This window comes from Spirulina major PCC 6313, assembly GCF_001890765.1.
Lineage (GTDB): Bacteria > Cyanobacteriota > Cyanobacteriia > Cyanobacteriales > Spirulinaceae > Spirulina > Spirulina major.
In genome coordinates this window covers 2,274,551-2,289,086 of the sequence record NZ_KV878783.1, presented here as the reverse complement: position 1 = coordinate 2,289,086, position 14,536 = coordinate 2,274,551, and the positions used below count along the sequence as shown (strand labels likewise).

Genomic DNA, 14,536 nt, shown 5'->3' with positions numbered 1-14,536 from the left:
AGGATTAACACTCTACATTGCCCCCAAAAAGTAATGTCTGCCTGCCCATCAAAAACCACCTCAAGTGACATCGATCGGGGGATACTTCGGGGTGAGAATCAGGGCTAGAATCCTGTCTTGCTGAGGTGGGAGGAGCACGGAATTTCCTGAAAAGGGACAAATCAAGATATCATAGTCGTTTAGATTCACTTTAATGTTGCAAGTCACCTTGGGGAAGGTCTCAAACAATGTTGTTAGATAGACTCTGTCTTATCTTGAGCGTAGTCGAAGCGTAAGTTTGAATAGGCCAGATTTTGGGATTGCTCGGTGATCCATCTATAGGCTAATTGCCTATTGAAGTTCTTGATTACCGCCATCGATGAGTCATGGAGAATCTTTTAGACAAGACCGAATGAAAAGTAACGAAACATATCTCAATCATCCAACTTTTGGCCTCCTTTTCAAGGTTTGTCCGATTGAAGATAATCAAGAACTCTATACGACTCTCTACGCTCAACGCTTATTTTTTGTTGTTTCCCAAGCGACTCATGGGTTAGCGTTTGAGCCGTTGGGACGGTCGGATGCACGGTTGTTGGTGGAAAATCGGCTGCGGAAGTTGCGGCGCATCAATGCGTTGGAGGATTATAAGGATTTGAATTTGATCTATAAGCGAACGTTTCAGTGACGGGGTGGGGCTTGGTGCAGTGTGATCATGGTGTGATTTTTCTGGTATGACTTCGATCGCTTCTCGTTTAGCAGCCATTGGTCAGACGTTGCCGCCTGAGGTGCGTCTGTTGGCGGTGAGTAAGACGTTTCCGGCGACGGCGATGCGGGAGGCCTATGGGGCGGGGGTGCGGGATTTTGGTGAGAGTCGGATTCAGGAGGCGATCGCAAAACAAGCGGAGTTGCACGATCTACCGGACATCCGCTGGCATTTGATCGGCCACTTGCAAAGTAACAAAGCGAAGAAAGCCGTGGAGCAGTTTGATTGGATTCACACCTGCGATAGTTTGAAGCTGGCGCAGCGCCTCGACCGATTGGCGGCGGAATTGGGAAAATCGCCCCAGGTGTTGTTGCAGGTGAAGCCGCGCCAGGATGCGAATAAATATGGCTGGCGGTTGGCGGATCTCGCGGCGGATTTACCCCAGTTGGCCCAGTGTCAGCACTTGAAAATTCAAGGTTTGATGACGATTTTGCCGTTGGGGTTGACGACGGCGGATACGCTGAGGGCGTTTCAAGAGACACGGGATGCAGCGGCTCACATTGCAGCGGCCTATGGCCCTCCCTTGGAGATGACGGAATTGTCCATGGGGATGTCCGGGGACTATCCGATCGCCATTGCAGCGGGGTCAACGATGGTGCGCATTGGTCGCGGTATTTTTGGCGATCGCCCCCCAAATCCAGCGACCTGAGAAACGTTTTCATGGTACAAGAGGGCGGTCTCCAGATATGATGATAGCGACCTTATGATCACAAGGAATAAGGGCATTGGTATGATTAAGCCTATAGAACGGGATAGGGACCATTACAACCATGAATATTTTTAATAAACTCAAGGATCTTGTTGGCTACAATGAACCAGAGTATGAGTATTATGAGGAGGATATGGAGGGTAACGATTACCAAAATCTGTATCAACAGGAGAATGCTCCGGCTGCTGAGGAAGACCGTCAACGCCCTCGCCGGACAAGGGATCGTTCAACAGCGATGACTGCTCCCGAAACCCCTTCTCCATCCCCTGGTTTATCATCAACCGCAACCGCAGCAGCAAGGAGTAACGTGATAGGAATGCCCGGATCGGCAAACGGAATTTCAGAAGTCGTCGTCATTGAACCCCGTTCCTTTGAAGAAATGCCCCAAGTGATTCAGGCGCTCCGGGAACGGAAATCGGTGGTGTTGAATTTAACGATTATTGACCCAGATGAGGCGCAGCGGGCGGTGGATTTTGTGGCGGGTGGAACCTATGCCATCGATGGCCATCAAGAGCGGATTGGGGAAAGCATTTTTCTGTTTACCCCGAGTTGTGTGCAGGTGAGCACCCAAAATGCGATCGCTGCCCAGGAATTAGCTTCTCCTCTCACAACCCGGCCCACCATGAGCGCCGGTACTGGTGCGCCGAACCCGAACGCATCGTGGTCTTTAGACCCCAATCGTCTCGCTCAGTAGGGTGTCGCGTTGATTCAGACTGTTGGACAGTTCCCTGTCCCCAATCGCGGGGGTGCAACGATGCACCCCCTTCGTTATTGTTGAGCCTAGTGAGCAGGAGGTAATCGGGTCATGGTGTATCAATTGGGTGTGATTGGTGGGGGGGTGATGGGGGAGGCGCTCCTGTCGCGGCTGGTGGCAGAGCAGGTGTATGATCCCCGTGCTGTGATCGTCAGTGATCCGATGGTGGCGCGGGGTGAGGTGTTGCGATCGCGCTACGGCGTGACCCCCACCACGAGCAACACAGAAGCCAGCCAGGCGGACATTCTGCTACTGGCGGTCAAGCCCCAAATGCTTAGCGCGGTGCAGCAGAGTTTGGCAGCGGTGCAGCTTGCGCCCCAGACCTTGGTTTTGTCTATTTTGGCCGGGGTGACCCTTGAGCGCCTCAACCAAGTATTTCCCCAACAACCGACGATCCGGGTGATGCCCAATACACCGGCTACGGTGGGTGCAGGGATGACAGCGATCGCCCCCAATGCGCAGGTTTCAGCGACGCAAATCACCCAAGCCGAGCGCATTTTTGCGGCGGTGGGTGAGGTGGTGACGGTTTCGGAAAGCTTGATGGATGCGGTAACGGGGCTATCGGGATCGGGGCCTGCCTTTGTGGCGCTCCTGATTGAAGCCCTGGCCGATGGCGGTGTGGCAGCGGGCTTACCCCGTGCCATTGCCCAGAAACTCGCCCTCCAAACGGTGTACGGCACAACGCAACTGCTGCGAGAAACGGATCTGCATCCGGCCCAACTCAAGGATCAAGTCACCAGTCCGGGGGGCACGACGATCGCAGGGGTGGCGGCACTGGAAGAATATGGGTTTCGTTCGGCAGTCATTAAGGCGGTGCAGGCAGCCTATGGGCGATCGCGGGAGTTGGGTCAATCGGGGTGAATCGTCTGGGCAAAGGCGCGGTAGTCTTGGCCGATGTCGGCGCGATCGCCCAACACCATCCCCCGCCATTCAATCCAAGCATGGCTTTCCATCTGGCCCTGATGGCGACGCATGCCAATGCGTAAATCCGCCGCCACGCCGTACCACCGTAACCCGTAGGCCAGAGTCAGCGATCGCCGCAAACAATTACTCCAGGGCCGACTGTAGCGATCCGCCAAAGTCACCATCGCCGCCAAGCGTTTGATTTGAAGAAACGATAAGCAAGGTTCGATCCGACCCGGATCAGGCCCACAGGTTCGCAAACAGTGCTGCGCCCGCCGCAACCCCAACCCTTGCACCAACACCGCTACCAGCGGCAACAGGATCATGGCCCCTAGAAACCAGCCCCAATCCTGCCGCGACAACCGCTGGGCCGTCTGCCATTTGTGCCGCCACCCCATCTCACAACACCGCTCGAAACGCTTGGGTGCGTAGATCAATTCCTGTAATCGCTGTGCCCACCACCACGGCATCGGCTCCGCCATCCAACGCTTGGCGCACCATCTCTGGGGTGGCGATGCCGCCTTCACAAATGGTGAAGGTGTCGAGTTCTTGGGCGATACGGCGGAGCAGATCCCAAGCCGGTGGGGTTTGGTTGGCGGTGGTTTCGGTGTAGCCGTAGAGGGTGGTGCCGACGAGATCCGCCCCGGCCGCGATCGCCTCAGACGCACTGGCAAAATCATCCACATCCGCCATCACTAACTTACCTCGATCATGGATCGCCGCGATCAACTCCGCCACTGTCACCCCACCGGGGCGATCGCGCCGCGTCGCATCCATGGCCACAATATCCGCCCCCGCCTCAATCACCGCGATCGCATCTTCTAAACGCGGCGTAATATACACCGCACAGCCAGGGATCATCTGCTTCCACAGACCGATAATCGGAATCTGGGGCAACCGTTGGCGCACCGCTGCAATATGGGCGGGGCTATCAATCCGCACCGCGATCGCCCCTTGATTCACCGTCGCCTGGGCGATCGCCGCAATCATTTCCGGCGCATGGAGGGGCGAATCTGCCGGAGCTTGGCACGAGACAATTAACTGATCACGAAGGCTAGAAAGCATGGTGCTATCGTAGAGAATACCATCGACAGCATAATCCACAATGGCAACCTTAAGCCCCGAAGAAATCGAACATTTTCGCACCCAACTCAACCGCTATCCGCCCGCCCTCAAAGCCCTCACCGAAATCGAAGACTGCGAAGGGAACCTCGCAGATGCCACCATCTCCCTCGCCATCCGCGCCGGACAACAACCCCAAGAAGACAACGCCGCTTGGCTTGCCGACCTCGCGAAACGCTGTCGCGCTGTGATCTGCCAAGACATTCCCCGCCAAAACCTCGCCGCCGGTGCGATCGACAAAACAATCATCGCCGTTGCCAATTCTGACCTGATCCCCCCCTCCTTAGCCACACCGGTCATTTTGTATGTGTTAAAAACAGGATTAGAGGACTTTTGCCGCCCCTTAGAAACCCCTTCTTAAATGATGGCAACTCCTGTGTTCCAAGGTGCGTCATTGCAGGGACGGTGAATCAAAAACTATGGTGCAACTTTTTACTCAACTATTCTCCCCCCCCATCAACAAGATGATGATTCTTGGACTCTGTCTAGGAATAGGACTCTCAAGCTGTGGCGAAAGTAAAGTCACACAATGTAATAAGCTGATGCTTGAAATCAGTAAATTAGAATCAATTGATCAAAACTTCTATGAGCAAATGAAAAACTCTGAATCCTTTGAACAGGCCCAGAGTTTTGACGAGTTCAAGCAAGCTGCCCAGGAAATGTCCACCGCCTTTAACAAAATTGCCGAGGATATCACCCTCTACATCGAAGCCATTCAAAACGTCAAAGTAGCAGATCAAGAACTTCAGACGTTCCAAGCAACCTATGTAGAACAAGGCGGGCATCACCGTGACTTAATTCAAGACGCATCGGGGGTTTTGAATGAAGTGAGCCAACTGAATTTAGATGCTGAAGGTCGGATTAAACTCGACCAACTCGCCACCGCCATTGATCAATTTTCCGTTGAAGTGGAAAAATCGAGCCTCACCGTGGCGGACACGATCCGCACCCTCCAAACCTATTGCGGTGTGACCCCCACGCCACCAGCCACAGAATCAGAGCCAGCCCCCGAAGTGGCTCCCGATCCTCCCCCCCAATAGGCTGTTGGGATCATTGCTGTGCATCGCACTCCACGATCATGATCACCGTGACATACTCCAGACAGCGATACAAGTATACGTTTCTGGCTTCTCCCACCTACTGCATCTGTAAAGCCGTTGGGCTAGCGGTGTTAGTCTGTGGAGTGACTGTAAGACCTGAAGAGAGTAAATCTCGGAAGGCAGGTGCCTGATTGACTGACAAAAGAAGTGGTAGGGATAGCTAAAGAGGTTGCCCTGACTGAAATACAGAGAATTAAGAAATGGGAGTCAGTCCTCTAGAATTGAGTTACCACAACAAAACTCTGGAGAACTGTGAAAAAAACTCCCAAATTTACAATGCCCTGAAAACCTGGTTGGGTCAAGACATCCCCTGGGCGCATCTGAGCCACCTGACTACCTGCATCTGGATGGTCATCGCCGTCATCCAAACCGGAGCAGTCAACCTCACGAAATGGCTGCCGTATCTGCCCTGTCGAGGATTGTTTGCCCAAAGTAAACAGCGGCGAGTCCGACGCTGGCTGGGCAATAGCCGCATCAATATTCATCGACTCTACAAACCCATCATCAAAGCCGCCTTAGCCGATTGGCAGGATGAGGTGATGTACCTGAGCTTAGACACCTCACTATTTTGGGATGAGTATTGTCTGATTCGGGTGGCTGTGGTGCATCGCGGTCGTGCTTTACCCCTAGGCTGGCGTGTGTTGGCTCATCCCAGTGCCTCGGTTGCCGCCAACACCTACCGAGAACTGCTCCAAGATGTCGCTCGACTCCTACCGCAAGGGGTGAAGGTGGTGCTGCTGGCTGACCGTGGCTTTGTGCAGACGGAGACTATGACGCTGGTGCGCACCTTCGGCTGGCATTATCGCATCCGCATCAAAAGCAATACCTGGCTTTGGCACTCTGCCAAGGGCTGGAGCCAACCAAAAGCGTTTCATCTCAAACCCGGTGAAGCCCTCTGCTGGCACAACGTCAAACTTCACAAAGGTGAATGGTATGGTCCGGTTCATGTCATTTTCGGTCGCAACAATGTCAATGGCGAGTTTTGGGCGGTTGTCAGTGATGAACCGACCCACCTCCAGACTTTTGCTGAGTATGGTCTCCGGTTTGATATCGAGGAGGCGTTTCTCGATGACCAGTCTGGGGGTTGGCACCTCCAATCTTCCCAACTTCGCTCAGTTTGTGTTCTTTCCCGTCTCTGCTTCATTCTGGCTCTGGCGACTCTCTATGTCTCAGCTCAGGGTCTTGAGGTTGTCCAATCGGGCAAGCGTCGCTGGGTTGACCCCCATTGGTTTCGCGGCAATAGCTATTTTCGTATCGGTCTTGAGTGGATTCGTACTGCTCTCCTTGAGGGCTGGCGCTTGATTCGGCTTGTTGCTTTCTTTTCTAATTCTGACCCTGAACCGGCTATGGCTTCTCGTCCTCAGCATCGGCAACGCTCTTATCGCCTTGAATTCCAGTTTTGCTCTTTTTCTTACTCCCCTGACTGAATCTTTTGTCCGTCAATCAGGGCAGGTGCTATGAAGCAGAAACCCTGATCAGTGATGATTGGGAATCCCCGTGATTTTAATCCGGGGAGAAGTCAACAATGGTGATAGTTACTGATGTAAAGCGTAAAGCCCCCGTTTTCCAAACGGGGGATATAAGCGAAGGGCTGAATTTATTCAGCCGTGATACCGAGGTATCATAGCAACCATGAAAACGCTCAAGTTCAAGCTCTACCAGCATAAGCGGAATAGATACCTCAAGCGGACAATCAATGCCGCAGGGCGTATCTACAACCATTGTGTTGCCCTCCACAAACGGTACTACCGAATGTGGGGCAAGCACTTGAACTGCGCCCGACTGCAAAAACACATCGCCAAGCTTCGGAAACGGAACCCCTGGTGGTTGCAGGTGGGTTCTCAAGCCGTACAGGATATCTGCCAACGAATTGAGAAAGCGTATCAACTGTTCTTCAAACACAAAGATAGAAGCGTTCGACCGCCCAACTTCAAGAAAACCCGAAAATACAAATCCTTCACCCTCAAGCAAGCTGGGTACAAATTCCTCGGTGGCAACCGGGTCAGGATTGGGAACAAAGTCTATCAATATTGGAACTCTCGCCCCATTGAGGGCAAGGTCAAGACCGTGACGATTAAACGAACTCCCTTGGGAGAACTGTTCATGATTGTCACGGTAGATACCCTGTCAGAACCCCAAGTCAAAACCGAGACAGGTAACATTGCTGGTTTTGATTTTGGACTTAAGACCTTCTTGACCTGTTCTGAGGGATTCAAGATTGATGCCCCCTTGTTCTTCAAGCAGTCACTCAATGCAGTTCGCAAAGCGAGTCGAGAGTTGTCCCGTAAGCAAAAGGGTTCAGCCCATCGAGAACGTGCCCGATTGAACTTAGCCCGCAAGCATGAAGATATTGCCCATCGACGGCGGGACTGGTTCTGGAAGTTGGCTCACCGCCTGACGAATCAGTTTGATGTGCTGTGTTTTGAAACCTTGAACCTCAAGGCGATGCAGCGGCTTTGGGGGCGTAAGGTGAGTGATTTGGCGTTTCGGGAGTTTCTGCAAATCCTGGAGTGGGTGGCGACGAAGAAGGGGAAGCGGGTGGTCTATGTTGACCGCTGGTTCCCTTCGAGCAAGACCTGTTCAAGTTGTGGTCATATTTTGGAGCATCTGGATTTAGAGACTCGCCATTGGCGGTGTCCCAGTTGCTCGGCAGAGAATGACCGGGATGAGAATGCGGCGATGAATATTAAAGTGGCTGGGGCTTCAGCCATTGGGTTAGGTGATGTCAGACAGGCGTTGCCTGCTATTGCTGTTTGATCCCAGAATCCCCCGTTTAGAAAACGGGGGAGTAAGTCAACTATGATCTGCAAGCAGAGCACGGCTTGACCTTTGAACTGGTCTAGGTGATCTGACTCTCGTTTCGATGATCTAGTGACAGGAACTGACTCGCAGTTATTCAGTTGAGTGGGGGCGATCGCAACCCAGCAGCGGTAAGCCTTTGGATTGCGATCGCCCCCACCTCAAGATTGTCTAGGGGTTAGGCTTCGATTTTGACCTTGGTTTTATAAAACGCGACGTATCCTTCGATCACCTTCGCCCGCTCCGTTGTCGTGGCGGGGTAGTACCAGGCGGCATCTTTGATCTCGGTGCCGTTAACGGTCACGGTGTAGTAGCTGGCTTGGCCTTTCCAGGGGCAATGGGTGTGGGTTGTACTCGGCGTAAAATAATCCGAGTTCAGGGCATCGGGGGGGAAGTAGTAGTTGCCTTCGACTTGTTGGCAGCGATCGCTACTGGCAAGGACAACATCATTGAGGACTGCTTTCGGCATAGGTTTACAAAAAGTAATAAAACTAAACTGATTGTAAGGATAAAAGGGCTAAAAATGCCAATATTCTCACTGCATCAAGAGGCGCTGATCTCCAAATTTTTTATATAAATTTAAGCTTGTCGATTTCAACAGACTTTCTCTAGCCGATCCCTGAAATCCGATGTAGCATGATCCCAAAGACTTTAATAAATCTGTTTATCATGCTCAATACAACCGACGAGACATTTGATCGCCATGTTCTCGCTGCCCGCAACCCTGTCATGGTTTACTTTTGGGCCCCTTGGTGTAAACTCTGCCACTTAGTCGAACCGACCCTCTTAAAAACCCAAGGCGAGTTTCCAGTTCCCCTGCAAATTGCTCGCGTTAATGCGGATGAAAATTTGAAGCTGGCCGCAACATATCGCCTCAAAATTTTACCAACCCTAGTCCTGTTCGCTCAAGGTGAGTTGATCTATCGCCTCGAAGGGTTTCCAGGGCGAGATGAACTCTATCGGAGCCTAAGCCAGGCCAGTCTTCAACTGCTCACGCCTTCGCTCTAACCTTCACGGTGAGCAATGACCCAAACTAAATCGTGATCTGTCGTTGGTGGCCGGGGCAATCAGTCTAAAACTGATTGCCTTCTTTGATGGTGCGGTGATGGTGCGGTGATGGTGCGATCGCCCTCCCCCGCCCCCCAGTCCCATAGCCCAAGCTCAAATTCCCATCGCAGACGTTAACACATCTTTAAATAACGCCATGTGTCACAATTGGTAGCGGTATTCTGCAACAAGGATAAGCAACTAGCATTTGTGATGGAATCATTCCTCTACGACTACGCTTGGTTAATCCCCGTGTTGCCCCTCTTCGGTGCAGCATTGGTGGGAATCGGCCTCATATCAGTCAACAACGTAACCAATAAACTGCGCCAACTTAACGCCGTCGTCATCCTCGTCCTCATTGGCGTGGCCATGACAATGTCCTTCGCGTTGCTTTGGAGTCAACTTCAAGGCCATGCGCCCTACACCCAAAGTTTTGAATGGGCCGCCGCCGGTAGTTTTCGGCTCACTATGGGGTACATCATTGATCCCCTAACATCGGTCATGTTAGCGATCGTGACCAGTGTCGCCCTCTTGGTGATGATCTACACCGACGGCTACATGGCCCATGATCCCGGCTATGTCCGGTTTTATGCCTACTTGAGTATATTTAGTGCCTCAATGTTGGGACTGGTGATCAGCCCCAACCTTGTGCAAGTCTATATTTTCTGGGAATTGGTGGGGATGTGCTCCTACCTGCTGATTGGCTTTTGGTACGATCGCAAAGCCGCCGCCGATGCCTGCCAAAAAGCCTTCGTCACCAACCGCGTTGGCGACTTTGGCCTCCTCCTCGGCATGCTCGGCCTCTATTGGGCCACCGGCAGCTTTGAATTTGCCGTCATCGGTGAACGCCTTGAGGAATTGGTGGCATCCGGAGCCTTGGCCGGTGGCCTCGCGGCCCTCTTCGGCATCTTGGTCTTTCTGGGCCCCGTGGCCAAATCCGCCCAATTCCCCCTCCATGTGTGGCTGCCCGACGCGATGGAAGGCCCCACCCCCATTTCCGCTCTGATCCACGCCGCCACCATGGTGGCGGCGGGCGTGTTTTTGATTGCGCGGATGTATCCCGTCTTTGAACCCTTCCCCCTCGTGATGAACGTGATCGCCTGGACGGGGGCCTTAACCGCCTTCCTGGGTGCATCGATCGCCATCACCCAAAACGACATCAAAAAAGGCCTCGCCTATTCCACCATTTCCCAACTGGGCTACATGGTGATGGCCATGGGCTGCGGCGCGTATTCGGCGGGTCTCTTTCACCTGATGACCCATGCCTACTTCAAAGCCATGCTTTTCCTCTGCTCCGGCTCGGTGATCCATGGGATGGAAGCGGTGGTGGGCCATAACCCGGTGTTGGCTCAGGATATGCGTTTGATGGGGGGCTTGCGAAAATATATGCCCATTACCGCCACCACCTTTTTAATTGGCAACTTGGCAATCTGTGGGATTCCGCCCTTTGCTGGGTTTTGGTCAAAAGATGAAATTCTAGGGTCAGCCTTTGGGGCGAATCCGGCCCTCTGGCTCGTGGGCTGGCTGACGGCGGGGATCACGGCGTTCTATATGTTCCGGATGTATTTCCTCACCTTTGAGGGGCCATTCCGGGGTACGGATACCGCGATTCAAGGTGAGTTAATGGCGGCGGCCGGTGCGATCGCTGGTGGTGGTTCTGATGATCACGGCGATCACCATGATGCCAAACCCCACGAATCCCCTTGGACGATGACCTTGCCCTTGGCGATTTTGGCGATTCCCTCAGCCCTGATCGGGTTAGCGGGTGTGCCGTGGCACAATCGCTTTGAACATCTGGTTCATGCTCCCGGTGAAGCGATCGCCGCCCTGGCCGAGTTTGACCAAACTGAGTTTCTCATTATGGCGGGTTCTTCCGTTGGCATTGGGTTGATCGGGATTGCCCTGGCTGGCCTGATGTATAGCCAAAAGGCGATCGATCCGAAGGCGATCGCTCAGAAAATCCAACCCCTTTACAACTTCTCCCTCAACAAATGGTATTTTGATGAACTCTACGATCGCATCTTCGTCGTCGGCACTCGCCGCATTGCGCGGCAAATGCTCGAAATTGACTATCGCGTCGTGGATGGAGCCGTCAACTTTACCGGCCTCGTCACCGTGGTTACGGGTCAAGGGTTGAAGTACTTTGAAAACGGTCGCGTCCAATTCTACGCCCTGATTATTTTCGCGGCGGTATTAGGGTTTGTCGTGGTCTCTAGTCTCTAGAAACACAGTGGCGGGATGCGATCGCGTCTCCCGCTGCCCCCATCTCCACCCCCCGATACCCCCTTGCTAATACCAGACTTGTTATGAATGCAACCCATTTTCCGTGGCTGACCGTCATCATTTTGTTTCCCTTGGTGGCGGGCCTCTTGCTCCCGATCATCCCAGACAAAGACGGGAAAACCGTGCGCTGGTATTCCCTGATCGTCGGGTTGATTGATTTTGTTTTCATCGTCTACGCCTTCTACACCGGCTACGACCTCTCCGAACCCGGCTTGCAACTGGTGGAAAGCTACACCTGGATTCCGGACATTGACCTGAAATGGTCAGTGGGGGTTGATGGTCTCTCGATGCCCTTGGTGATTTTGACCGGGTTTATCACCACCCTGGCGATGATGGCCGCCTGGCCCGTCACCCTCAAACCGAAGCTCTTTTACTTTTTAATGTTGGCGATGTACGGCGGTCAGATCGCCGTCTTTGCCGTGCAGGATTTACTGCTCTTCTTCCTGGTGTGGGAATTGGAACTCGTGCCGGTGTACCTAATTTTGTCGATCTGGGGCGGGAAAAAACGCCTCTACGCCGCAACCAAGTTCATTCTTTACACCGCCGGCGGTTCGCTGTTCATCCTGGCTGCCGCGTTGACGATGGCGTTTTACGGCGATACGGTCACCTTTGATATGAGTGCGATCGCTGCCAAAGACTACGGTCTCGGCCTACAACTCATTCTCTACGCCGGTTTCCTGATCGCCTACGGAGTCAAACTCCCCATCTTCCCCCTCCATACCTGGCTCCCCGATGCCCACGGCGAAGCCACCGCCCCCGCCCACATGCTCCTCGCCGGGATTCTCCTCAAAATGGGCGGCTATGCTCTGATCCGGATGAACGTAGGCATGCTCCCCGATGCCCATGCGCGATTCGCCCCAGTGTTGATTATTTTGGGGGTGGTCAATATTGTCTATGCCGCCTTCACCTCCTTTGCCCAGCGCAACCTGAAGCGAAAAATCGCCTATTCCTCCATTTCCCACATGGGCTTTGTGTTGATTGGGATCGCCTCCTTCACAGAACTGGGGATGAGCGGCGCGATGCTGCAAATGATTTCCCACGGGCTGATCGGCGCGAGTCTCTTCTTCATGGTGGGTGCCACCTACGATCGCACCCATACCCTGATGCTCGATGAAATGGGCGGTGTGGGCAAAACAATGAAAAAAGCCTTCGCCATGTGGACGGCCTGCTCCCTCGCCTCCCTTGCCCTGCCGGGGATGAGCGGTTTTGTGGCGGAATTAATGGTGTTTGTGGGCTTTGCCACCAGTGATGCCTATAGCACCACCTTCCGGGTGATTGTGGTGATCCTTGCCGCTGTGGGGGTGATCCTCACGCCGATTTACCTGCTTTCGATGTTGCGGGAAATCTTCTACGGCGAAGAAAACAAAGAGTTAGTGTCCCATGAAAAACTCGTGGATGTGGAACCCCGCGAAGTGTTCATCATTGGGGCGTTGCTCGTGCCGATCATCGGCATTGGTCTCTATCCCAAAATCGCCACCCAAATCTACGACAGCACCCTAACCCAACTCACCGCCATGGTGCGGGGTCACGTTCCCACTTTGGTAGAGACGGCGAAAACCCCACCGCCGGCGATCGCAGAGGTGTCCATGGCTCCCACTATCGGGCCCAATTAGCCATCACGATCATTCAGTTAACCAAGGGATGGATGAGCGATCGCGCTTGTCCATCTTTTTTTAGGGGTCGTTGGGGTCGGTTGGACTGTAATGGGGGCAGGTCTGCGGGTCTCCGAGGGGATGAACAGCGCAGCGGAGGAAAGCAGACCGGGCAAAGTAGCAACAGGTGCGACAGCGATCGCGCCGCCCCGCCAATAATCGCAACTGCTGGTCATGATCTCGGAGACGCTGCCGAATTGCGGCATGGGAGGTCAGACGCATCCGTTCAAACGCAACTGAAGCCATTGATCTCTGTTCAACAACTCGATGATCCCACTTTAGCGCCCCTAAAGCCGCTAGACACCGCACCCGTCGATCAGACCCTGTCTTGGAGGCAATCATTATTCAGCTAAAAGAGAAAAAATAAATCCTCAAATCCTAGTATTTTCTTGTCCGTAAAAACCGATCATTAGCCCACTTTTCGTGTATCGCAATCCGATTTGATTCATAAACAGGCAAGGGGCTTAAGCCCCTTGCCTGTTTATGAGGAGATAAGATCTCCGATTGATTTAGGATCGCTGTATTTCATCAAAGCTTTACAAGATTTACACCATTCTTTACCCAGTATTGATTGATATTGATCGTGTTTTTCTGCATATTAGTGGTGTAGTCCAAGTTGTTCAGTCCTTAATATTATGTTTAACTCTACCGTTAAGACTATTCTCGCTGCCGCCACAGCAACCCTCTCTTGGGGTGCGATCGCAACCACCGCATCTGCCTATGACTTCGTACCCCAGCAAGAAGGCGAGATCAACGTCGGTTTAGGCTGTTACGATGGCTGTATTGCCATTGATCCCATCTTTGAAAGTATTATTTCCCTAACCGATAGCAGCACCGGCAGCCGCAGCCGCCTTTTTGTTGATAACTTAGCCACCAAGAGCACCTATAACGGCGGTCAAACTGTTTTCCAGCAAAAAGATGCCGGGACGAACTTTAGCGGCTTCTTCTTCCGCCCGTCAGAATATAACGAAAGCACTGGCTACGCCGAAGAAAAAGGACAACTCGAAGTCGGTACGTTTGAGTTCACATTTGCCAGTGTTATTTCGGCGTTGACCATTGACTTTTTTGATACGGAGTCGACAAATACCACGGGAGCCTTGGCAATCAATGGGGTTAGCCTCACCCCGGATTATGTTGCCAAGGGTCGAGATGGCAACTTAGTGTCTCAAACCTTCTTTGATGTCAAATCGATCACCCTGAAGTTTGGTAACGACACCGCCAGTGGCACAGGGGATGGCGTGAACTTCAAGATGGCAGGTGAACCAGCAGTGGGCACTCCAGAACCCGGTACGATCACAGCCGGTTTGATGGCATCGAGCATGATTGCTGCCGCTCGCAAGCGTCAAAAGCGTAACGGTTAAGACTACCCCCAAATTGAGAGCAATGGACTCATTGAGAAGAGGGAGCAGAATCATCTGCTCCCTC

General features: G+C 53.0%; 16 protein-coding genes. 12 read left to right on the top strand and 4 right to left on the bottom strand.

From position 1 onward, the window contains the following. Nucleotides 1–391 precede the first annotated feature (391 nt). The 4 genes from pipX (at nt 392) to proC (ending at nt 3,066) form a co-directional block, all read left to right on the top strand. Complete coding sequence (gene pipX / locus SPI6313_RS09980) at nt 392–664, top strand: transcriptional coactivator PipX (RefSeq protein ID WP_072620861.1); 273 nt, start codon at nt 392–394, stop codon at nt 662–664. A gap of 46 nt (nt 665–710) precedes the next feature. Continuing rightward, nucleotides 711–1,391 carry a YggS family pyridoxal phosphate-dependent enzyme gene (locus SPI6313_RS09975; protein WP_072620860.1) on the top strand — a complete coding sequence of 227 codons (681 nt, stop codon included), beginning with the start codon at nt 711–713 and terminating at the stop codon, nt 1,389–1,391. Between the two features lie 121 nt (nt 1,392–1,512). Continuing rightward, nucleotides 1,513–2,145 (top strand): cell division protein SepF, encoded by a 633-nt coding sequence (locus SPI6313_RS25090; RefSeq protein WP_072620859.1) that lies wholly within the window; start codon nt 1,513–1,515, stop codon nt 2,143–2,145. Between the two features lie 111 nt (nt 2,146–2,256). Next, nucleotides 2,257–3,066, top strand: coding sequence for a pyrroline-5-carboxylate reductase (gene proC / locus SPI6313_RS09965; protein ID WP_072620858.1), 810 nt, complete (start codon nt 2,257–2,259; stop codon nt 3,064–3,066). Here the strand turns inward: proC and SPI6313_RS09960 are convergent. After that, the gene (locus SPI6313_RS09960) at nt 3,054–3,506 is read right to left on the bottom strand and encodes a lasso peptide biosynthesis B2 protein (protein WP_072620857.1); all 453 of its coding nucleotides are present in this window, start codon (nt 3,504–3,506) and stop codon (nt 3,054–3,056) included. The two genes, proC and SPI6313_RS09960, sit on opposite strands and share 13 nt — an antisense overlap. A 1-nt stretch (nt 3,507) precedes the next feature. Next, on the bottom strand, nt 3,508–4,173 hold the full coding sequence (locus tag SPI6313_RS09955; RefSeq protein ID WP_072623083.1) for a putative N-acetylmannosamine-6-phosphate 2-epimerase: 666 nt from the start codon (nt 4,171–4,173) through the stop codon (nt 3,508–3,510). A 40-nt stretch (nt 4,174–4,213) separates the two neighbouring features. On the opposite strand from SPI6313_RS09955, the gene SPI6313_RS09950 reads away from it, so the two are divergent. The 4 genes from SPI6313_RS09950 to SPI6313_RS09935 all read left to right on the top strand — a co-directional run bounded on the left by SPI6313_RS09950 (nt 4,214) and on the right by SPI6313_RS09935 (nt 8,087). After that, a complete protein-coding gene (locus SPI6313_RS09950) occupies nt 4,214–4,591 on the top strand; it encodes a hypothetical protein (RefSeq protein ID WP_072620856.1) in 378 nt (125 codons plus the stop codon). 232 nt (nt 4,592–4,823) lie between these two features. Further along, nucleotides 4,824–5,270 carry a hypothetical protein gene (locus tag SPI6313_RS09945; RefSeq protein WP_139276604.1) on the top strand — a complete coding sequence of 149 codons (447 nt, stop codon included), beginning with the start codon at nt 4,824–4,826 and terminating at the stop codon, nt 5,268–5,270. A 260-nt stretch (nt 5,271–5,530) separates the two neighbouring features. Then, nucleotides 5,531–6,757, top strand: coding sequence for a transposase (locus SPI6313_RS23495; protein ID WP_175551102.1), 1,227 nt, complete (start codon nt 5,531–5,533; stop codon nt 6,755–6,757). Between the two features lie 205 nt (nt 6,758–6,962). Next, nucleotides 6,963–8,087 carry an RNA-guided endonuclease InsQ/TnpB family protein gene (locus tag SPI6313_RS09935; RefSeq protein WP_072620854.1) on the top strand — a complete coding sequence of 375 codons (1,125 nt, stop codon included), beginning with the start codon at nt 6,963–6,965 and terminating at the stop codon, nt 8,085–8,087. Between the two features lie 220 nt (nt 8,088–8,307). On the opposite strand, the gene SPI6313_RS09930 is transcribed toward SPI6313_RS09935, so the two are convergent. Further along, nucleotides 8,308–8,598 (bottom strand): DUF427 domain-containing protein, encoded by a 291-nt coding sequence (locus tag SPI6313_RS09930; RefSeq protein WP_072620853.1) that lies wholly within the window; start codon nt 8,596–8,598, stop codon nt 8,308–8,310. A 167-nt stretch (nt 8,599–8,765) separates the two neighbouring features. Here SPI6313_RS09930 and SPI6313_RS09925 point away from each other — a divergent pair, with 167 nt between their 5' ends. From SPI6313_RS09925 to ndhD1, 3 genes are all read left to right on the top strand, one after another. Continuing rightward, a complete protein-coding gene (locus SPI6313_RS09925) occupies nt 8,766–9,137 on the top strand; it encodes a thioredoxin family protein (protein ID WP_281248383.1) in 372 nt (123 codons plus the stop codon). Between the two features lie 252 nt (nt 9,138–9,389). After that, nucleotides 9,390–11,399 (top strand): NAD(P)H-quinone oxidoreductase subunit 5, encoded by a 2,010-nt coding sequence (locus SPI6313_RS09920; RefSeq protein ID WP_072620852.1) that lies wholly within the window; start codon nt 9,390–9,392, stop codon nt 11,397–11,399. An 83-nt stretch (nt 11,400–11,482) separates the two neighbouring features. Further along, complete coding sequence (gene ndhD1, locus SPI6313_RS09915) at nt 11,483–13,072, top strand: photosynthetic/respiratory NAD(P)H-quinone oxidoreductase subunit D1 (RefSeq protein WP_072620851.1); 1,590 nt, start codon at nt 11,483–11,485, stop codon at nt 13,070–13,072. 60 nt (nt 13,073–13,132) lie between these two features. Here the strand turns inward: ndhD1 and SPI6313_RS09910 are convergent, their stop codons facing one another. After that, on the bottom strand, nt 13,133–13,357 hold the full coding sequence (locus SPI6313_RS09910) for a DUF6464 family protein (protein ID WP_072620850.1): 225 nt from the start codon (nt 13,355–13,357) through the stop codon (nt 13,133–13,135). A 389-nt stretch (nt 13,358–13,746) separates the two neighbouring features. Here SPI6313_RS09910 and SPI6313_RS09905 point away from each other — a divergent pair, with 389 nt between their 5' ends. Continuing rightward, complete coding sequence (locus SPI6313_RS09905) at nt 13,747–14,472, top strand: LEVG family PEP-CTERM protein (protein WP_072620849.1); 726 nt, start codon at nt 13,747–13,749, stop codon at nt 14,470–14,472. Nucleotides 14,473–14,536 lie beyond the last annotated feature (64 nt).